Annotated in this window: 20 protein-coding genes; 7 read left to right on the forward strand and 13 right to left on the reverse strand. The window is 72.1% G+C overall.

All coding sequences use genetic code 11. The features are described 5' to 3' along the window. Nucleotides 1–12 precede the first annotated feature (12 nt). The gene (locus tag EJC51_RS40745; protein ID WP_126275679.1) at nt 13–1,437 is read right to left on the reverse strand and encodes an amidase; all 1,425 of its coding nucleotides are present in this window, start codon (nt 1,435–1,437) and stop codon (nt 13–15) included. Between the two features lie 235 nt (nt 1,438–1,672). On the opposite strand from EJC51_RS40745, the gene EJC51_RS40750 reads away from it, so the two are divergent. Next, nucleotides 1,673–3,052, forward strand: coding sequence for a glycoside hydrolase family 43 protein (locus EJC51_RS40750; protein WP_126275680.1), 1,380 nt, complete (start codon nt 1,673–1,675; stop codon nt 3,050–3,052). Between the two features lie 14 nt (nt 3,053–3,066). On the opposite strand, the gene EJC51_RS40755 is transcribed toward EJC51_RS40750, so the two are convergent. Next, nucleotides 3,067–3,984 carry an NADP-dependent oxidoreductase gene (locus EJC51_RS40755; protein ID WP_126275681.1) on the reverse strand — a complete coding sequence of 306 codons (918 nt, stop codon included), beginning with the start codon at nt 3,982–3,984 and terminating at the stop codon, nt 3,067–3,069. A 199-nt stretch (nt 3,985–4,183) separates the two neighbouring features. Between EJC51_RS40755 and EJC51_RS40760 the strand changes: the two genes are divergently transcribed. Then, nucleotides 4,184–4,927, forward strand: coding sequence for a class I SAM-dependent methyltransferase (locus EJC51_RS40760; RefSeq protein WP_126275682.1), 744 nt, complete (start codon nt 4,184–4,186; stop codon nt 4,925–4,927). Nucleotides 4,928–4,963: 36 nt separating this feature from the next. Here the strand turns inward: EJC51_RS40760 and EJC51_RS40765 are convergent, their stop codons facing one another. From EJC51_RS40765 to EJC51_RS40775, 3 genes are all read right to left on the reverse strand, one after another. Beyond that, nucleotides 4,964–5,641, reverse strand: coding sequence for a hypothetical protein (locus tag EJC51_RS40765; protein ID WP_126275683.1), 678 nt, complete (start codon nt 5,639–5,641; stop codon nt 4,964–4,966). Nucleotides 5,642–5,749: 108 nt separating this feature from the next. Then, nucleotides 5,750–6,427, reverse strand: coding sequence for a DUF3105 domain-containing protein (locus EJC51_RS40770; RefSeq protein ID WP_126275684.1), 678 nt, complete (start codon nt 6,425–6,427; stop codon nt 5,750–5,752). Between the two features lie 67 nt (nt 6,428–6,494). Further along, entirely contained in the window at nt 6,495–6,863 is a 369-nt protein-coding gene (locus tag EJC51_RS40775; RefSeq protein WP_126275685.1) for a hypothetical protein, read from the reverse strand. Nucleotides 6,864–6,976: 113 nt separating this feature from the next. Between EJC51_RS40775 and EJC51_RS40780 the strand changes: the two genes are divergently transcribed. Continuing rightward, nucleotides 6,977–7,756 (forward strand): sulfite exporter TauE/SafE family protein, encoded by a 780-nt coding sequence (locus EJC51_RS40780; protein WP_126275686.1) that lies wholly within the window; start codon nt 6,977–6,979, stop codon nt 7,754–7,756. Nucleotides 7,757–7,793: 37 nt separating this feature from the next. Here the strand turns inward: EJC51_RS40780 and EJC51_RS40785 are convergent, their stop codons facing one another. Together EJC51_RS40785 and EJC51_RS40790 are read right to left on the reverse strand one after the other, a co-directional pair. After that, nucleotides 7,794–8,453 (reverse strand): DUF1326 domain-containing protein, encoded by a 660-nt coding sequence (locus tag EJC51_RS40785; protein WP_126275687.1) that lies wholly within the window; start codon nt 8,451–8,453, stop codon nt 7,794–7,796. Between the two features lie 152 nt (nt 8,454–8,605). After that, nucleotides 8,606–9,445: a DUF2182 domain-containing protein gene (locus tag EJC51_RS40790; RefSeq protein ID WP_126275688.1), complete on the reverse strand. Its 840-nt coding sequence runs from the start codon at nt 9,443–9,445 to the stop codon at nt 8,606–8,608. Between the two features lie 158 nt (nt 9,446–9,603). Here EJC51_RS40790 and EJC51_RS40795 point away from each other — a divergent pair, with 158 nt between their 5' ends. Together EJC51_RS40795 and EJC51_RS40800 are read left to right on the forward strand one after the other, a co-directional pair. Continuing rightward, a complete protein-coding gene (locus EJC51_RS40795) occupies nt 9,604–10,389 on the forward strand; it encodes an SGNH/GDSL hydrolase family protein (RefSeq protein WP_126275689.1) in 786 nt (261 codons plus the stop codon). A gap of 25 nt (nt 10,390–10,414) precedes the next feature. After that, complete coding sequence (locus EJC51_RS40800) at nt 10,415–11,005, forward strand: PadR family transcriptional regulator (protein ID WP_126275690.1); 591 nt, start codon at nt 10,415–10,417, stop codon at nt 11,003–11,005. Between the two features lie 8 nt (nt 11,006–11,013). On the opposite strand, the gene EJC51_RS40805 is transcribed toward EJC51_RS40800, so the two are convergent. From EJC51_RS40805 to EJC51_RS40815, 3 genes are all read right to left on the reverse strand, one after another. Further along, entirely contained in the window at nt 11,014–12,204 is a 1,191-nt protein-coding gene (locus tag EJC51_RS40805) for a CaiB/BaiF CoA transferase family protein (RefSeq protein WP_126275691.1), read from the reverse strand. Nucleotides 12,205–12,336: 132 nt separating this feature from the next. After that, entirely contained in the window at nt 12,337–12,603 is a 267-nt protein-coding gene (locus EJC51_RS40810; RefSeq protein WP_126275692.1) for a hypothetical protein, read from the reverse strand. A 123-nt stretch (nt 12,604–12,726) separates the two neighbouring features. Then, on the reverse strand, nt 12,727–13,554 hold the full coding sequence (locus EJC51_RS40815) for an aldo/keto reductase (protein ID WP_126275693.1): 828 nt from the start codon (nt 13,552–13,554) through the stop codon (nt 12,727–12,729). Between the two features lie 153 nt (nt 13,555–13,707). Between EJC51_RS40815 and EJC51_RS40820 the strand changes: the two genes are divergently transcribed. After that, on the forward strand, nt 13,708–14,064 hold the full coding sequence (locus tag EJC51_RS40820) for a hypothetical protein (RefSeq protein WP_126275694.1): 357 nt from the start codon (nt 13,708–13,710) through the stop codon (nt 14,062–14,064). Here EJC51_RS40820 and EJC51_RS40825 read toward each other — a convergent pair. The 3 genes from EJC51_RS40825 to EJC51_RS40835 all read right to left on the reverse strand — a co-directional run bounded on the left by EJC51_RS40825 (nt 14,027) and on the right by EJC51_RS40835 (nt 16,757). Further along, nucleotides 14,027–14,617 carry a S1 RNA-binding domain-containing protein gene (locus EJC51_RS40825; RefSeq protein WP_126275695.1) on the reverse strand — a complete coding sequence of 197 codons (591 nt, stop codon included), beginning with the start codon at nt 14,615–14,617 and terminating at the stop codon, nt 14,027–14,029. The two genes, EJC51_RS40820 and EJC51_RS40825, sit on opposite strands and share 38 nt — an antisense overlap. A gap of 36 nt (nt 14,618–14,653) precedes the next feature. Next, the gene (locus EJC51_RS40830) at nt 14,654–15,706 is read right to left on the reverse strand and encodes a helix-turn-helix domain-containing protein (RefSeq protein WP_126275696.1); all 1,053 of its coding nucleotides are present in this window, start codon (nt 15,704–15,706) and stop codon (nt 14,654–14,656) included. Nucleotides 15,707–15,782: 76 nt separating this feature from the next. Next, complete coding sequence (locus EJC51_RS40835; RefSeq protein ID WP_126275697.1) at nt 15,783–16,757, reverse strand: alpha/beta hydrolase; 975 nt, start codon at nt 16,755–16,757, stop codon at nt 15,783–15,785. Between the two features lie 240 nt (nt 16,758–16,997). Here EJC51_RS40835 and EJC51_RS40840 point away from each other — a divergent pair, with 240 nt between their 5' ends. After that, complete coding sequence (locus EJC51_RS40840) at nt 16,998–17,969, forward strand: TerC family protein (protein WP_126275698.1); 972 nt, start codon at nt 16,998–17,000, stop codon at nt 17,967–17,969. Nucleotides 17,970–18,034: the final 65 nt, after the last annotated feature.

Raw genomic sequence — 18,034 nt, forward strand, 5'->3', positions numbered from 1 at the left:
GGCCCGACGGCGTCACGCGGCGGACGAGTCGGCGTCGACCGCCACTGGCGGCCACGCCTCGTGCCAGCGCAGCTCCGCCTCCAACTGCGCGGCGAGCGAGATCAGCAGCGGCTCGCTGTTGGCCGGACCGAGCAACTGCGCCCCCACCGGCAGGCCGCCGGCCACGAACCCCGCCGGGACGTTGACGCCGGGCCAGCCCAGCACGTTCCACGGCCAGGCGTAGGGGCAGGCCGCGATCATCGCGCGGTCGGTGGCGAAGCCGCTGAGCGGGAGCATCGAGCCGATGCGGGGCGGGGGAGCGGCCGTGGTGGGGGCGAGGACGACGTCGTACGACCTGAAGAAGCCGCCGATACGGCGGTGCAGGACCGCCTCCGCCCGCCGGGCCGCACGCAGCGGTGCCCCGCCGAGGAGCCGGCCGAGCCGGGCGGCGTCGCGGGTGCGCCGGTCGAGGAGTGCGGGGAAGGGCGCCTCGCCGACACGCTCGGCGAGACCGGCGGTGGCGCGTGGGATGAAAGTGAGCCCGATCTGGCCGTAGGGCGGGTCGGCCTCCTCGACCGTGTGGCCCAACGCGGCCAGCTGATCGGCGAGTTGGACGACCTTGGCCCGTACCGCCGGGTGGAGCCGGGCCGGCAGGGCGGTGAACGGGGGCTTCAGGGCGAGGGCGATACGGAGGCGGCCGGGGTCGCGGCGGGCGGCGGCCGAGGCGTCGACGGACGGCGGGCGGTGCGGGTCGAGGGCGTGGTTGCCGCTGGCGGCGTCGAGCAGGAGGGCGGCGTCGGCGACCGTACGAGCCAGGGTGCCGTTGACGGTGATGCCCTGGAAGGACTCGCCGCGCGGCCAGGTGGAGATGCGGCCGCGCTGCGGCTTGATGCCGATGAGATGGGTCCAGGACGCCGGGATGCGTACCGATCCCGCTCCGTCGGAGCCGAGCGCGGCCGGGACGAGTCCGGCGGCGACGGCGGCGGCCGAACCGCCCGATGACCCGCCGGGCGTGTGGTCCGCGTTCCACGGGTTGCGGGTGGCCCCGAAGGCTGGCCCCTCGGTGAAGGGCCACTGCCCGAACTCGCAGGTGTTGGTCTTGCCCACGACGACGGCCCCGGCGGCCCGCAGCCGCCGTACCGCCTCCCCGTCCTCGGCGACCGGCGGGAACTCGCCCCGGCAGCCGAACGCGGTGGGCTCGCCCGCCACGTCCATGTCGTCCTTCACGGCCACCGGCACCCCGAGCAGGGGCTTGCGCACCCCGGCCGCGAGTTCCTTGTCGGCCGCGTCGGCCTCGGCGAGGGCGGCCTCCGCACGCACGATCCGGAAGGCGTTCAGCGAGCCCTGTTCGGCCTCGATCCTGGCGAGCGTCCGCTCGACGAGCCCCCGTGCCGTGACGGTGCCGTCGGCCAGCGCGCGTGCGGTCTCCACCAGGCCGGCGGAACGGTCGTGCGTCATACGGGACACCTCCGGTGACGTTGCCTACCGAACGGTAACGTCTGTAAGCGCTTCGCCGGAACACCCCTCGCGGGGGCGGCCGTTCGGCGCTCGCCACAGCTGCCTCACGGCGCACGTCAGGTCGTGCGCAAACCATTGACGTGCACGGGCCTCACCCCTACCTTCTGATCGACTTTCCGAACCTTGTTCGGCATTCCGGACGTTGAGCCGCGTCCTGTCCGAGAGAGAGCCGCCCGTGACCACACGACCCCCCATGCCGTCACGCCGTACCCTGCTGCGCGCCATGGCGGCCCTGCCCGCCTCGGCCGTCCTGCTGGGCGAACTGCCCGGCGCGGCCTTCGCCGCGGCCCCGCCGAGCGGCTCCGCCACCCGCTACACGATCGTGCCGTTCCTCAACAGCGACGACGGCACGGTGAACGTCTACCAGGCCGACGACGCCACCGACTTCCGGCTCGTCCAGGCGTCCGCCTACACCCCGCCGAGCAACAGGATCCGCGACGCCAGCGTCTTCAAGCACACCGACGGCTACTACTACATCACCTACACCACGCACACCTGGCAGGACGTCAGCACCACCATCGGCTTCGCCCGCAGCTCCGACCGGGTCAACTGGACCTTCCTGTACGACTACACGGTCCCCATCGCCAACCTGTCCCGGGCATGGGCGCCGGAGTGGTTCGTCGACAGCGACGGCAGTGTCAACGTCATCGTGTCCTGCTCGCTCACCAGCGACGAGTGGATCTTCACGCCGTATCGGCTGAGGGCCACCAACGCGGCGCTCACGGCGTGGAGTTCACCGGTGGCCCTGTCCGGCATCGGTGCGAACCACATCGACACGTTCGTCGTGAGGATCGGCTCGACCTACCATGCCTTCACGAAGAACGAGACGACCAAGTACATCGAGTACGCCACCGCCTCGTCCCTGACCGGCCCCTACACCATCTCCAAGACCGGCGACTGGGCGGGCTGGGGCAGCTACCGCGAGGGCCCGGCGCTGGTGCAGCTCGACAACGGGGCCTGGCGGCTGTTCTTCGACGGCTACGGCGACGGCAACTACTACTACAGCGACAGCTACGACACCTTCGCCACCTGGTCCGCGCCGACGGCTCTGCCCGCGATCTCCGGTACGGCACGGCACTTCACGGTCATCAAGGAGACCGTCTCGGGCGGCCCGGCCCTCGCGAAGAACGTCACCCGTTCCTTCCAGTCCGCCAACTACACCACCCGCTACTGGCAGAACCAGTCCGCCCTGCTCAACCTGCCGGTGGTGACCGGCTCCAGCACCTCCGCCGAGAAGACGGCCTCCACCTTCACGGTGGTCGCGGGCCTCGCCGACTCCAACGGCTACTCCTTCCGCGACTCGTCCGGCAACTACCTGCGCCACTGGGACTTCCGGTCCCGCTTCGACGCGAACGACGGCACCTCGACGTTCGCCAAGGACGCCACCTTCATCGCCCGCACGGGCACGACGACCGGCTCGCTCCGCTTCGAGTCGTACAACTACCCCGGCTACTACCTGCGCCACTACAACTACCAACTGAGAGTGGAGCGTTCGGACGGCACGGCCCTGTTCCGCCAGGACAGCTCCTTCACCCCGGTGACGGCCTGGGCCTGACCGCCGGACGGGCCCTAGGGGCGCAGCACGATCTTGCCGTGGGTGTGCCCCTGTTCCAGGTCCTGGAACGCCTCCCGCACCTGCTCCAGCGGGTAGGTGCGGGCGACCGGGACCTCCAGCTCCCCGCGGGCGGCCAGGCGGGCCAGTTCGCCGAGGACGACCGCGGAGGCCGCCGAGCCCTCGCCGTAGGTCCGCGCGCCGACCCTGGCGGCGGCCTGCCAGTCACGGATCGTGTTGATCCGCTCGGGCCGCACGCCCAACTCCACCGCCAGGTCCACATATCCGTCGCCGAACGTGTCGATGAACGCGTCGACCCGCCCGCCGGACGCCTCCCGGACCCGATCGGCCACCCCCTCGCCGTACGCGACCGGGACGACCCCGCGCTCCTTCAGCCAGGCGTGGTTGCGTCCGCTCGCCAGCCCGATCACCGTGGCGCCCCGCCGCCGCGCCAACTGCACGGCCAGCGACCCGACGCCGCCCGCCGCGCCGGACACCACGACGGTGTCCCCGGGGCCGGGGTCCACGGCGAACACGGTGGCGTACGCGGTCGTTCCGGCCACGTACAGGGACCCGGCCACCTCCCAGGCCAGCCCCTGCGGCCGGGAGACCAGGTTCACGTCGTCGACCACCACGAACTCCGCGTGGCTGGCCCGCCGATGAGTGAAACCCAGCACCTCGTCGCCCACCGCGAAACCGCGCACCTCGGGGCCCAGCTCCACCACCACACCGGCCAGGTCACTGCCCTGCCCGGAGGGGAACGTCGCCGGCCAGCGGCCGTGCCGCGCGCCTCTGCGGATCATCACCTCGCCGGGCTGGATGCCGGCCGCGCGGACCTCGACGAGCACCTGCCCGGGCCCGGGGGACGGGCGTGGGACGTCCTCGACGCGGAGCACGTCGATCTCGCCGTACGCGTGGAACCGTACCGCCTTCATCACTTGACCACCGCACCTCGGAGTCGGGACAGAACCCCGCCTTCAACGCCCGCGGGGCCGATCCCTGTTCCCGGACGTGTTGGGTGATACGAGCGTCGGCGGCCGGCTTCTTCGTGTCATCCGCCAGTACGGGCGCCGGACCGGGCGGAGGGAGACTCGCTGCCGCGTGCGGACGATCCGCAGCGGAAGGTGGAGACATATGACCGTCCAGCAGTACGACGCGATCGGTGAGGCCTTCGAGGGGTTCAAGGCCCTGCCGTTGACGCGCTTCGGCGAAGTGCCCAGCTTCCTGGCCCTGGTCGGGGACGTGCGCGGCAAGTCGGTTCTGGATCTGGCGTGCGGAACCGGCTTCTACAGCCGGGAGTTCAAGCGGCGCGGCGCCACGGACGTCTTCGGGGTCGACATCTCCGGCGAGATGATCGCCGCCGCGCGGGACATCGAGCGGCGCGAACCGCTCGGCGTGCGCTACGAGGTGGGCGACGTGGCCGAACTGCCGCCGCTGGAGCCGAAGTTCGATGTCGCTCTCGGCGTGCAGTGCCTCAACTATGCGGACAGCATCGCCGAGTTGGACCGGATGTGCCGCAACATCCACCGGAACCTGGTGCCGGGCGGCGCGTTCTTCGTGCTCTGCCAGCGGCCCGACTACCGCTTCGACTGCGCGTCCCTCGACACGTACGGCTTCCGCTGCGAGCCGACGGGCGAAGAGGCGGAGGCGGGTCCGCGGTGCAGGGTCACCGCCCTCCTCGAACCCGAGCCGATCAGCATCCTCGGCACGGTCCCGCGCCGCGAGGTCTACGAGGAGTCGCTGCGGGCGGCCGGGTTCGGCGGGATCGAGTGGGTGCCGTTGAGCGTGTCCGAGGCCGGCATCCGGGAGTTCGGCGAGGAGTTCTGGACGGACCTGCTCGCCCACCCACCGCTGGTGATGCTGCGCTGCCGGGCCTGAGCGGCCGCCCCGGGGCGGCATGAGTGGCCCCTGCCCCTACTCTCCGACCTGGATCTCGACACGCTGCCGCAGGTATGCGTCCGGATGGCCGCGGGCGATGCGCACCGCCTCGGCCACCAGGCCCTGGAGCTCGGTGGGTCGACGCCGCGCGTTCAGGACGAGGCCCGGGAGGAGGCAGCGGCGGACGTCGAGGTCCTCGTTGGCGATGAACTCCCGGAGCGCCGCCTCCTGCCACTCGGCCCCGAGATCGGCCACCGAGTCGACCTCGGCCCGGCTCTCGGGCGTCATGACGCGGGTCTCCCCGTCGAGGCAGCGCACGGGCACCCCCGTCCAGTACCAGGCGCGGGCGGCTCCGGCCCGCTCCGCGTCGCTTCCGGTGCGCAGCACGTCGATCAGCGCCGCCTTCACCCGTCGACGGCCGTAGAGACGGACGGCCGGTTCGATGAACTGCCGGTTGAAGCTGGGGTTCGGGTCGTGCACCCCGGTGCGGACCAGCTGCTCGAAGAGCCCCTCCGGGGGCGCCTCCGCCGCGCGCAGGGTGCGCCGGACGATCGTGCGTGCCTCGTGCTCCCACTCCCGGTCACTGCCCGCCGGGGCGGGCGGCTCGGCGCCGAGGAGTTCGATGAGTTCCGCCACGTGCCGGTGGAAGGCGGCACGGCGGTCGTCCGGGCGGTCCGGAAGCGGAGCGTACGTGCGGGGGCTGTCGTCGCTCACCGGTGTCATCTCCCTGAGTGGTGGTGGCGGGTTTCGCAGGAGGGGGCAAGCATGCCCGGACGGCCGGGTGGCGTGGCACCCGGCCGTCCGGGCGTCAGGCGGCCGTGCTCACGCGGACTTGCCGCCCGTACAGGCGGCGCCCGGCTCCGGGGTCTGCCTGCCCTGGACGTACTTCTCCAGGAACTCGGACACCCGGGGATCGGACTTCCTCGTCACGTTCAGCTGGTGGCCCCAGGCGGAGAGCGTGATCGGCGAGGACTGGTCGGGGTACGGGCTGATCAGCGTGTACGGCGTCTTGGCGACCTTGTCGGCGAGCGCCTTGACGTCCGCGTCCGAGGCCTTGTCGTTGTACGTGATCCAGACCGCGCCGTGTTCCAGGGAGTGCACGGCGTTCTCGTTCTGTATCGGGTCGGTGTAGACGTCGCCGTTGCAGTTCTGCCAGACGGGGGCGTGGTCGCCGCCGACGGGCGGTGTCATCGGGTAGTCGACCGCGGTGTCGACGTGGGTCTGGCTCAGCTTCGCCCACGTCTTCTCGCCGGAGACCGGCGCCGCCTGGGCCTGTTCCTTCGCGTCGGCGGCGTCGAGCAGATACCAGCCGCCGCCCACGAGCCCGGCGAGGATCGCGGCGGAGACGGTGACGGTGATGATCCGGTTGCGGCGCTCGCGGGCCTGCTCGGCACGGCGCTGCTCCTCGACGCGGGCGCGGCGCGCCTCGGCCTTGGAGGCGGCGGAGTTCCTGTTCTTCTTCGGGTTCGTTCTGGTGCTCTTGGAGTTTGCGGAAGCCATGGTGAAGTCCCTTGTGGGCAGCGGAGACCGGCGGACGCCGGTGGACGGACGGGGATCGGCGTCCGGTCTAGGTCCGCAGCACCTGGAGGGCGTGGAGGTCGGGGGCGCGGGGCTCCGCGGTGTACGGGGCGCGGGCGGGCACGGCGAGGGCCGGCCGGGTGTCCACGCGGCTCGGCGGGGCGAGCGGCTGGGGGTGCGGGCCGGGTGCGGTGCTCGGCTTGCCGACGACGGCTTTGCCGCCGCACCGGTCGTGGCCGGAGGAGACGCAGACGTGCTCCCGCACCTGCTGGTCCGGCATGTCGAGGACGACAGTCGTGGGGGCGTGCCCGGCCGACGGCGGCGCGCCCCGGGCACACAGGCAGGCCACGCCGAGCAGCGTGGCCAGGGCCACCACCAGGCCCCACACCACGGCTCCGGTCCGCCGCCGCGCCCACATCGTCGATTCCCCGCCCTTTCGAGGTCTCAGGGTAGGTGAGGGTGCGCCGGGGGAGGCAGTTGGGGCAGGGTGTCCGGTGTTCGTAGGGGGCGCGGCTCGGCAAGGGGGCACGGTTGGGAGAGCCGGAGATCGGCGGGCTGGTCGCCGGGCTCTTGATCGCGGTGGTCACCTCGCCCGTGGGGGTGTCCGGCGCGGTGTTCCTGCTGCCGGTGCAGTTGAGCGTGTTCGGCGTGCCCAGCCCGGCCGTCACGCCGACGAACCTGCTGTTCAACGTGGTGGCCGGGCCGGGAGCGCTGGTGCGTTTCCACCGGGCCGGGCGACTGCGCGGTCCGCTGACGCGGCTGCTGGTGACCGGCACGCTGCCCGGGGTGCTGATCGGTGCTGTCGTGCGGGTCTTCGCGGTGCCGGGGCCGGGTGTGTTCCGCGTCCTGGTGGCGCTGCTGCTCCTGCCGCTCGGCCTGTGGCTGATCACGAGGACCCTGCGTCCGGCCCGGGTCACCGCGGCGGCGATGCCGTCCCCACGCACGGTGACCGGTCTCGCTTTGGCGGTGGGGATCGTCGGCGGGGTCTACGGCATCGGGGGCGGTTCGCTGCTCGGCCCGCTCCTGGTCGGCCGCGGACTGCCGGTCGCCCAGGTCGCACCGGCCGCGCTGGCCTCCACCTTCGTGACCTCGCTGGCCGGCGCCGGCGCCTTCGCCCTGCTGTCCCTGACGGGCTCGGGAGATGTCGCCCCCGACTGGTCCCTCGGCCTGGCCTGCGGCCTCGGCGGCCTGATCGGCGGCTACCTCGGCGCCCACCTCCAGCCCCATGTCCCGGAGACCGCACTGTGCCTCCTGCTCGGCACACTGGCCGCCGCGCTGGGAGCGTCGTACGGCGTCGCCGCGCTGAGCTGAGCCGAGCTGATCCAGGGAACGGGTCGGCCCACCCGGGTCAGTCCGGGCCGCTCCAGTCGAACGGGAAGTGCTTGCTCGACTTCCCCGAGCGGTCCCAGGAGAAGCCGAAGGCGTTGGCGCGGTCGGTGGTGGCCCGGCCCCACGTGGCGACCTGGCCCGGACCGACCTCGGCGCCAGGAGCGTTGTGAACCTGGACGCGGGCGCCGTCAGGGGTGGTGGGGCCGCCGAGGGCCTCGGCGACCGCCGTGACCCGGCCCGGCACCTCGGCCCGCCAGGTGGCGAGGTCCTCGTCGACCTCGATGTGCACGGGGGCCACGTCCATGCCGCGCATCTCGGGGTGGAACATCTCCCCGAACTGCGCGGGCCAGCCGCCCGCCTCGCCGCCGAAGACGGCACCGAGCGCGGCCCGCTGCTGTTCGTCGGCGCGTTCGTCGAGGAAGACCGCGGCGTAGGGGTCGGTGTGCTCGCCGGCCCACACGTTGCCGGTGAAGGAGCCGAGCATCAGGACGTTGAGGCCGTCGAGCCGGACGTCGCCGTAGCTGCCCTCCCGGATGTGCCAGGCCAGGACGCCCTCGCAGTCGCCGTACGTCGGGGGCTGCGCGAACGTGCACGGGCAGGGGATGGCGCACTTGCACACGTCGAACCAGTCGCCGGTCAGATGCCAGCGCGGCGCGGTGGTGGTGGCCTGTTCAGTCATCTCGCTTCCCTCCTGCCGAGCCCCGGGGAGCTCACTCGGAGTGGCGAGACCGCGTGTGCCGAGTCCGGTCGTCCCGGGATCGGGAGACGGTCTCCCTTCCAGCTTGCACCTCCCGCCCCGCGCAGGGAACCCGCCCGGTCACGCGCGAGGGATCACATGCCGTCGTCCATCGCCGGCATCGAGTCCCGCAGTCCCGGCAGCAGCCAGTCCTGGAAGGGCGCGAGCACGGCCAGGACGAGGAACGCGACGCCCACGAAGCGCCCCAGCAGCACACCCCGGGGCGACAGCTTCTCCAGGAAGATCACCACGGCCAGCCCGGCCATCGCCGCCACGTTCATGACGCCCAGCGGCACCAGGACGACCATCAGCCCGGCGCAGCAGCCGACGCAGTAGGCGCCGTGGTGCAGGCCCACCCGCAGATCACGGACCGGACCCCGGAAGCCCGAGTAACGCACGAGATGGCTCAGCGGGTCGCGGCAGTGCCGGAGGCAGACGTACTTCAGCGGGCCGAGCTGGTACAGGCCCGCGAGCAGATAGGCGATCGCGCCGATCCAGCGGCCGGCGGTGGGGTGGTCGTCGACGAGGCTGCCGGTGAGAGCGAGGGCCACGTACGCGAGCAGCCCGAACGCCGTCCACACCAGCAGGTATCCCGCGATGAACGCGACGGTACGGGCGGTACGGACCCAGCCGGAGGACTGCCGGCCGATGCCCCGGACCCACGTGATGGCCACCGGCGCCATGGAGGGCAGCATCATCGCCGCCATCATCGTCACCCAGAGCAGCAGGAACAGCGGCAGCGCCATCCCCATCGTGCCGGGCTCGACGCCCATGTCCCGGGCCTGGCCGATCGTCAGCACCCAGGCGGGCACCGCGATCAGCACCACGAGGAACCAGGCGGCCGCGAGATCCCTCGCCGGCAGCAGCCCGCCGCCCGCTCCGGTCGGCGCGACCGGCGGAGCGGAGGGGACGACGGACGGACGGCTGTGACGCATCGGCGTGCTCTCCCGCGACTGCTTCCAGCACAGCACAGGTCCCCGCGCAACGCGACCTCGTCCGAACGGGGCGGTTCCGTGCCCGCACCGGCCCTCTATAGTCAATAATGCGAGTAGGTGTGTAGTTCAGTGATGCTCGACGACGAAGCGAGGCGATCATGGAGGACAGCCGGTACGCGCGGTACGTCGCCCTCGGCGACAGCCAGACCGAAGGGCTCGGCGACGGCGACGACGTACAGGGACTGCGCGGGTGGGCGGACCGGCTCGCCGAGCAGCTCGTACGACAGTCGCCGGGACTGCTCTACGCCAACCTCGCCGTCCGCGGACGCCTCGCCGGACAGGTACGGGCCGAACAGCTCGCGCCCGCCCTCGCGTTGCAGCCCGACCTGGCCACGGTCGTCGCCGGGGTCAACGACCTGCTGCGGCCCCGCTTCGACGCCGACGAGGTGGCCGGACACCTGGAGGCGATGTTCGCCGCGCTCACCGGCCAGGGCGCCCGGGTGGCGACGCTGACCTTCCCCGACGCCTCCCGGATCACCCCGCTGGCCCGCCCCGTCGGCCCCCGCGTCGCCGCCCTCAACGCCCGCATCCGGGAGGCGGCGGCCCGGCACGGCGTCCTGGTCGCCGAGACCGCCGACCCCCCGGTCGTCACCGACCCCCGCCTGTGGAGCCCCGACCGGCTGCACGCCAGTCCCCTCGGGCACGCCCGGATCGCCGCCGCGGTCGCCCACGCGCTCGCCCTGCCGGGCAGCGACGACAGCTGGGCCCGGGACCTGCCCGCCGACCCGCGCGCGGCCTCGGGGTTGCGGGCGCTCGGCGGTGAACTGCGCTGGGCCGGTTCCTTCCTGGGGCCGTGGCTGGCACGGCGGGTGCGGGGCCGGTCCTCCGGCGACGGACGGCGGGCCAAGCGCCCCGAGCTGCTCCCGGTCCTCGCCCTGGACTGATCGAACCGGCTGTTAGGTTGAGTGCATGGCTCTGCGCAACGCGGTGATGGCGGCCCTCCTGGAGGGCGAGGCCTCCGGATACGACCTCGCCAAGGGCTTCGAGGCCTCCGTCGCCAACTTCTGGATGGCCACCCCGCAGCAGCTGTACCGCGAGCTGGAGCGCATGGAGAGCGAAGGGCTCGTCTCCGCCCGCGTGGTCCAGCAGGAACGCCGCCCCAACAAGCGGCTCTTCTCCCTCACCGACGCCGGGCTCGACGTCCTGCGGTCCTACGTCGCCCACGCGCCCGCCAAGCCGACGGCCATCCGTGACGAGCTCATGGTCAAGGTCCAGTGCCTCGACATCGCCGACCGCGACGACATCCGTGCCGTACGGGAAGCGGTCGCCGAGCGCAGGGAACGCTCCGCGGCCAAGCTGGCCCGCTACGAGCGCATGCAGGAACGCATGCTGGCCGGGCGGACCGAGGACGAGTACTTCGCCGAGGCCGACCGCATCGGCCCCTACCTCACCCTCCTCGGCGGCATGGCCTTCGAGCGCGGCAACCTCCGGTGGGCCGACATCGCCCTCGAACGCCTCGAACAGCGGACCGCCACCCGCCCGCCCCTCGCCGGGACTTGACCGGGGGCTCAGACCACACCGTCGGCGCGCAGCGCCTCGATGTCGTCGGCGGTACGGCCCAACTGCCCCAGGATCGCCTCCGTGTGCTCACCGACGGCCGGTACCGGGTCCATGCGCGCGGGCAGCCCCGCGAGGTCGGCCGGCGGCAGCAGCGCCCGCACGGTGGCGCCCGGCACGTCCACCTCGCGCCAGCGGCCGCGGGCCGCCAGCACCGGGTGGTCGAGGAACGCGGCCACGTCGTTGACCCCGGCGCACGCGATCCCGATGTCCTCCAGGTCCTTGAGGATCTCCGCGGCGTCGGACCGGGCACAGCGCTCGGCGACGATCGCGTTGATCGCGTCGCGGTGGGCGACCCGGTCGGAACCGGTGGCGAAGCGCGGGTCCTCGGTCAGCCCGGGGTCGCCGAGGAACTCGGCGCACAGGGCGGCCCACTCGCGCTCGTTCTGGATCGAGAACAGCACGTCCTTGCCGTCGGCGGCGGTGAAGGCGCCGTACGGGGCGATGGTGGCGTGCTGGGTGCCCAGGCGCGGGGGCTGGGAGCCGCCGTAGCGGGTGTAGTTGGCCGGCTGGCTCATCCACTCGGCCAGTGCCTCGAAGAGCGACACCTCCACCGCGTGCGCCTTCCCGGTGGTGGCGCGCGTGTAGAGGGCGGCGAGGACGCCGGTGTAGGCGTACATCCCGGCGGCGATGTCCGCGACGGAGATCCCGACCCGCGCCGACTCCTCGGGCGTCCCGGTCAGCGACACCAGCCCCGTCTGGCACTGCACCAGCAGGTCGTACGACTTGCGGTCCGCCCACGGTCCGTCGGTGCCGTACCCGGAGATCGTGCACGGGATCAGCCGCGGGTACCGCTCGGCGAGCGCGTCCGTGCCGAGGCCGAGCCGGTCGGTCGCCCCGGGGGCGAGATTCTGTACGAAGACGTCGGCGTCGTCGAGGAGTTGGTGCAGGATCTCCAGTCCCCGAGGGTCCTTGAGGTCCAGGGTGAGCGATTCCTTGGAGCGGTTCAGCCAGACGAAATAGCTGGAGTGGCCGTGCACCGTCGTGTCGTACCGGCGGGCGAAGTCGCCGTCGCCCGGGCGCTCCACCTTGATGACCCTGGCCCCGAGGTCGGCCAGCTGCCGGGTGGCGTAGGGCGCGGCGACGGCCTGTTCCAGGCTGACGACCGTGATCCCGGCGAGGGGCAGCTTCGGTACGCTCATGCGGCCCATTTGTACGGCCCGGCTTCCGCCCCTGCCAACCCGCCCCCGGTGAGGCTCGCACCACACACCGGCCGTGACGGACTCGTGGGAAGGACGCGCGGTCCCGTACGCGTCCCTTCCCCTCTCACGTGCTCACGACCGGCGGCTCGGATGGCAGAGCACCATCACCGCGCGGGCCACGAGTTCGCCGGCGCCGCCCAGTTCCTGGCGGTAGCGGTCCGTGATCTCCTTGACGGTCTCGGCGAACTCGGGGTCCACGGCGCGGGCACGCGCGGGAGGGGGCAGCTCCTGGGCCATGGCGCGGCGACGCGCCAGCAGGGCGATGATCTCCTCGTCCAGTCGCTCTATCGGTGCCGGTGAAGGGTCCGTCGTCAGGTCGGCGGCGTGGTGGGTCGTCACGATGCTTCTCCTCTCCCGCGGTGGCGCGACCAGCCTCATCGCGATCGGTCCTCCAACACCTTGCCCAGGGCGTTGAGCGGCGACTCCTCCCGGAACCTGTCCGGGCCGCGCGTCGGGACGTCCCTAGTTGAGGGTGTCGGGGTGCGGACCCGTCCGCAGGCCCCGGTCGAGTCCGGCGATCGCCGTCATCTCCTCGTCGGTGAGGGCGAAGTCGAAGACATCGGCGTTCTCGCGGATACGGGACGGGGTGACGGACTTCGGGATCACGACGTTCCCGAGCTGGAGGTGCCAGCGCAGCACCACCTGGGCGGGCGACTTGCCGTACCGCTCGGCGATCGACGTCAGCACCGGCTCACCCAGCACCGCGCCCTGCGCGAGCGGGCTCCAGGCCTCCGTGACGATGCCCGACTCGGCATGCAGTTCGCGCAGTTCACGCTGCTGGAGGCCGGGGTGCAGCTCGATCTGGTTGACGGCCGGGACGAGCGGGCTGCCGTCGAGCAGCCGCCTCAGATGGGCGGGCTGGAAGTTGGAGACGCCCGCGGCACGGACACGCCCTTCGCCGGCCAGCCTCTCGATGGCCCGCCACGACTCGCGGTACAAGTCACGGGCGGGGGTGGGCCAGTGGATCAGATAGAGGTCGACGAAGTCGAGGCCCAGCTTGGCGAGGCTCGCGTCGAAGGCCTTGAGGGTGGCGTCGTAGCCCTGGTCGGCGTTCCACAGCTTGGTGGTGACGAACAGCTCGTCGCGGGCGATGCCGGACGCGGCGAGCGCCTGGCCGACACCCGCCTCGTTGCCGTAGATCGCCGCCGTGTCGATGCTGCGGTAGCCGGCCTCCAGGGCCGAGGTGACGGCGGCGGCGGTCTCGGGGTCGGGGACCTGGAAGACGCCGAAGCCGAGCTGCGGGATCTCGATGCCGTTGTTGAGGGTCACGGTGGGGAAGGGCTTACTCATGCAGGCGACTGTAGTTGCAGACGCGGGTTAAGTGCAAACGCGGGTATGTGGTGACGAAAATAATGTGCCCAGGTGCCTGATCAGCGGATACGTTCACGACAACGACCGTCGAGTGTCGACTCGGCCCAGCTCTGCCCGACCGAAAGTGAACCCATGACCAGCCCCCGCCCCACCACGACCACCCTCTGGCGCCCCACCGGCCCCGAGGAGCTGGCCCTGGTGCGCGAGCTGAACTGGCGCGCGTGGCCGCCCCGACTGCCCGAGCAGCCGATCTTCTACCCCGTCCTGAACGAGGACTACGCCGTGAAGATCGCCCGCGACTGGAACGTCAAGCACAGCGGCGTCGGATACGTCACCCGCTTCGAGGTCGACGCGGAGTTCGTGCGCCGCTACCCCGTCCAGCAGGCGGGCGGCCGGACGATCCTGGAGCTGTGGGTACCGGCGGAGGAGCTGGACGAGTTCAACGCCCACATCATCGGGGAGATCGAGGTCGTCCACGAGTTCCGGTGACTCGTCGCCGGGAGAGGGTGATCCTGCGGCGCTCGCGGTCGATCCCGGTGACGACCACCGTGATCTCGTCGCCGGCCCGCACGACGTCCGACGGGGTCTCCACCGGTGTCCAGGCGAGCTCCCGCAGGTGAACCAGCCCCTCCAGCCCGTCGGCGACCTGGACGAAGGCGCCGAACGGGATCAGCTTGGTGACCTGGCCGGACAGTGTCCGCCCCACGGTGACGGTGTCGGCGAAGGCCTGAAAGGGGTCCGGCTGTCCGGCTTTCAAGGACAGGCGGGCCTCCAGGTTCCACGTGTCGAACTGGAGGAACTCGCACGACACACGCTGTCCCACCCGCACGACATCGGAGACCGCCTCGAAGTGGTGCCAGGACAGTTCGGCGCCGGAGACGAACCCGACGCCGGGGAAGACCGGATGGGCGGGGCCGTCGTCCAGCGCCACGAACACACCGAACGGTTCGATCGCCGCGACGGTGCCGGAAAGGAACTCGCCGAGGCGCAGTGATTCCAGGAAGGCCCAGAGCTCTGGGTACTCGGCCGGTCCGCCCAACATGCTCCCAGCCTGTCACGAGGAGCTTCGCACCGGGAACTAGGCGCGGGCCAAGTGGCGCAGTGTCAGCGCCAGTTGCAGTCTGAAGCGGCCCTGCGGGGTGCGGACCGGCCAGCCCAGCAGCTGCTCCGCGTGGGCCAGGCGGTCCTGGAGTGTCGAGTGGTGGACGTTGATCTCCGTCGCGGCCGCCCTGAGGCTCGTCGTCGAGGCGACCGCGTCCAGCGTCGCGAGCAGCCAGGGTGCCGTGCCCGCGGCCGCCTCCAACGCCCGTACGTCGGCCGGGGGTTCGGCGCCGGGAGCGACGAGGTCGGCGAGCAGCGCGAGGCTGCCCAGCTCCTCGGCGTGCACGACACGACGACCCGGCTCCTCCGAGGCGAACCGCAGCGCGATACGGGCGGCCCCCCAGGACTCGGGCAACCGGAGCACCGGGACGGCGGGGCCCACGCCGACAATTCCCGCGGGCGGGACGCCCGGACCTGCGCCGACCCTTCCCGCGGGCGGGACGCCCGGACCTGCGCCGCCGACTCGCCCAGCGGGCGGTTCGTCCGGCGTCTGTTCCGGGACGACCCGGGGCGGACCGTCGGCCAGGGCGAGGGCACGCGCGCGTGCCTCCGGGGCCAGGCCCAGCCGGCGTGCCGCGTGCAGCCGCGCCGACTCGGGGGCCGTGGCGTCGAGCAGCGTCTCCACCAACGCGGGATCGTCCGCCGGGGCCCGTCCCCGCGTACGGTCGAGCACCCGTCGTACGGCACCGGCGGCGCGCTCCAGGATCACCGCGTCCACCACGCTGGGCTCCGCCCCGGCCCGCTCCAGCCACAGCGCGGGAACGCCGCCCGGCGACAGCGCGGCGGACGGCCACGCCGGGTCCGGCGGCATGGGGGAGTCCCGCCGGGTGCCGTCGGCCTCGATGCGCACCTGTACCCGCCGCTCCCCGTCGACGAGCCGCGCGGGCACCCCGGCCAGCACGGCGGCGCCGCGCACCAACGCCTCCAGCCCGGCCCGCGACTCGGCCAGCCGATCGAAGTAGGCGATGACCTGCACCGCGGCCCCGGCATCCGGGTCCAGCGCGGTCAGGCGCCCGGCCAGCTCTTTCATGGGTCCATGGTGCGGGATGAGGGTGCGGAATGGGGAGGGCCGGGGGCGTGAGGAGGGGGAGGCGAACCGCCTCCCCTCAGCTCTCCAGCAACCGTCGAAGCCACCGCAGCTGAGCCGCCCGGGCGGCCTGGGACACCGCCGCCTGCGGGGCGAAGCCGTCGAAGCCGTGGAAGCCGCCCGGCCAGACGTGGAGCTCCGCCACCCCGCCCGCCTGCCAGATACGGGACGCGTAGGCGACGACCTCGTCCCGGAAGGTCTCCGCGGAGCCCACGTCGAGGAAGGCGGGCGGCAGGCCGGACAGGTCCTCGGCGCGGGCCGGCGCGGCGTACGCGGGGACGTCCGGGCCGCCGCGCGCCTCGCCCAGCAGGGCCGTCCAGCCGGTCTCGTTCGCCGTACGGTCCCAGACGCCGACGCCCGCCATCTGGTGGGCGGACGGAGTGTCGTTGCGGTCGTCCAGCATCGGGCACATCAGGACCTGCCCGATCACCCGCGGCCCCTTGCGGTCCCGGGCGAGCAGGGCCAGCGCCGCGCTCAGGCCGCCGCCCGCGCTGGCGCCCGCGATGACGATCCGCTCCGGATCGGCGTCCAGCTCCGCCGCGTGCTCCGCCGTCCACACCAGCCCGGCGTACACGTCCTCCACCGGTGCGGGATGCGGATGCTCGGGAGCCAGCCGGTACTCGACCGACACCACGACCGCGTCCACTTCCTTCGCCCAGGCCAGCGGGACGTCGACGCCCACCCTGTTGGTGCCGATGACCATGCCGCCGCCGTGGACGTGATAGACGACGGGCCGCGGACCCGAGGCGGGCGGAGCGGTGGGGCGGCAGATCAGGAGCGAGATCTCGGGGGCGCCCTCGGGGCCCGGCACCTTGCGGTCCTCGACCTCGAAGAAGCCGTCGAGGGTGAGGTCCAGCTCGGCGAGCAGCGCGATCCCGGGCCCCTGGCGTATCTCGTCGATCTGGTCGAGTGTGAGGCCGGGGGAGATCACGTCCTTGATCAGTTCCAGGGCGGCGGCCAGCTCGGGATCGAAGGGCGGCGGGACCAGGCTCATTTCTTCTCCTCACGCGGGGATGCGGCGGCTCGAGTGCCCATCATTGGCCTCGTGTCCCGCGCTGTGGATGCCGCCGTCCGGCGGAACCTGTCCGCCGAACGGCGGGTGGCACCGGCGTGAACGCCGATCTTGCCAGGTCGTGACCCGTTGTTCACCTTCCGGTGGTGGAAGGGATCGGAACCTGAGACAACGCTGTCAAGGCCCCACCCGCGCGGCCCCACCCGCCCCAGGAGCAATCACGTGAACGTCTCCCTCACCACCTGGCTGGTGACCGTCGCCGCCCTGTGCGCGCTGATCGCCGTCGACTTCTTCATCGGCCGCAAGCCGCACGACGTGTCCGTCAAGGAAGCCGGTGTCTGGACCGTCGTCTGGGTCCTGCTCGCCTGTCTCTTCGGGCTCGGTCTGCTCGCCTTCAGCGGGGGAGGCCCGGCCGGGGAGTTCTTCGCGGGGTTCATCACCGAGAAGTCGCTGAGCGTCGACAACCTCTTCGTCTTCGTCCTGATCATGTCCAAGTTCGCGGTGCCCTCGCAGTACCAGCAGCGGGTGCTCATGGTCGGCGTCCTGCTGGCCCTGGTGCTGCGCGCCGGGTTCATCGCGGTCGGCGCGGCCGTCATCTCGGCGTTCTCCTGGGTGTTCTACCTGTTCGGCGCCTTCCTGATCTGGACCGCCTGGAAGCTGGTCCAGGACGCCCGCAAGGGGGATCACGAGGAGGAGTACGAGGAGAACAAGATGCTCAGGACGGTCGAGCAGCGCTTCGGCGTCGCCGACCGCTACCACGGCACCAAGCTGTGGATCGTGGAGAACGGCAAGCGGGTGATGACCCCGATGCTGGTGGTGATGCTGGCCATCGGCTCCACGGACCTGCTGTTCGCCCTCGACTCCATCCCCGCGATCTACGGGCTCACCGAGGAGCCGTACATCGTGTTCGCGGCGAACGCCTTCGCCCTGATGGGCCTGCGCCAGCTGTACTTCCTCATCGGCGGCCTGCTCAAGCGGCTCGTCCACCTCAGCTACGGTCTGTCGATCATCCTCGGCTTCATCGGCGTGAAGCTGCTGCTGCACGCGCTGCACGAGTCCGGCGTGCACGTGCCCGAGATCGGCATCCCCTTCTCCCTCGGCTTCATCGTGCTCGTCCTCGCGGTGACCACCTTCACGAGCCTGCGCGCCTCCAAGAAGCAGGAGCAGCGGGAGGAGCGCGTCGCCCGGTCGTAGCCCTTGACTTCGAGAGCGCTCGAAGTTCTAGCGTCGGCAAGGACGACGAAGGTCCAGTGGAACGG

Origin of the sequence: Streptomyces aquilus, assembly GCF_003955715.1 — a bacterium.
GTDB classification, from domain to species: domain Bacteria; phylum Actinomycetota; class Actinomycetes; order Streptomycetales; family Streptomycetaceae; genus Streptomyces; species Streptomyces aquilus.

Bases quoted from the DNA above. Each gene is read 5' to 3' on its own strand.
- EJC51_RS40825 (WP_126275695.1), bottom strand. From the start codon at position 14,617: ATGTTGGGCGGACCGGCCGAGTACCCAGAGCTCTGGGCCTTCCTGGAA.
- EJC51_RS40835 (WP_126275697.1), bottom strand. From the start codon at position 16,757: ATGAGCCTGGTCCCGCCGCCCTTCGATCCCGAGCTGGCCGCCGCCCTG.
- EJC51_RS40815 (WP_126275693.1), bottom strand. From the start codon at position 13,554: ATGAGTAAGCCCTTCCCCACCGTGACCCTCAACAACGGCATCGAGATC.
- EJC51_RS40760 (WP_126275682.1), top strand. From the start codon at position 4,184: ATGACCGTCCAGCAGTACGACGCGATCGGTGAGGCCTTCGAGGGGTTC.
- EJC51_RS40770 (WP_126275684.1), bottom strand. From the start codon at position 6,427: ATGGCTTCCGCAAACTCCAAGAGCACCAGAACGAACCCGAAGAAGAAC.
- EJC51_RS40800 (WP_126275690.1), top strand. From the start codon at position 10,415: ATGGCTCTGCGCAACGCGGTGATGGCGGCCCTCCTGGAGGGCGAGGCC.
- EJC51_RS40785 (WP_126275687.1), bottom strand. From the start codon at position 8,453: ATGACTGAACAGGCCACCACCACCGCGCCGCGCTGGCATCTGACCGGC.
- EJC51_RS40830 (WP_126275696.1), bottom strand. From the start codon at position 15,706: ATGAAAGAGCTGGCCGGGCGCCTGACCGCGCTGGACCCGGATGCCGGG.
- EJC51_RS40790 (WP_126275688.1), bottom strand. From the start codon at position 9,445: ATGCGTCACAGCCGTCCGTCCGTCGTCCCCTCCGCTCCGCCGGTCGCG.
- EJC51_RS40795 (WP_126275689.1), top strand. From the start codon at position 9,604: ATGGAGGACAGCCGGTACGCGCGGTACGTCGCCCTCGGCGACAGCCAG.
- EJC51_RS40820 (WP_126275694.1), top strand. From the start codon at position 13,708: ATGACCAGCCCCCGCCCCACCACGACCACCCTCTGGCGCCCCACCGGC.
- EJC51_RS40775 (WP_126275685.1), bottom strand. From the start codon at position 6,863: ATGTGGGCGCGGCGGCGGACCGGAGCCGTGGTGTGGGGCCTGGTGGTG.
- EJC51_RS40745 (WP_126275679.1), bottom strand. From the start codon at position 1,437: ATGACGCACGACCGTTCCGCCGGCCTGGTGGAGACCGCACGCGCGCTG.
- EJC51_RS40805 (WP_126275691.1), bottom strand. From the start codon at position 12,204: ATGAGCGTACCGAAGCTGCCCCTCGCCGGGATCACGGTCGTCAGCCTG.
- EJC51_RS40755 (WP_126275681.1), bottom strand. From the start codon at position 3,984: ATGAAGGCGGTACGGTTCCACGCGTACGGCGAGATCGACGTGCTCCGC.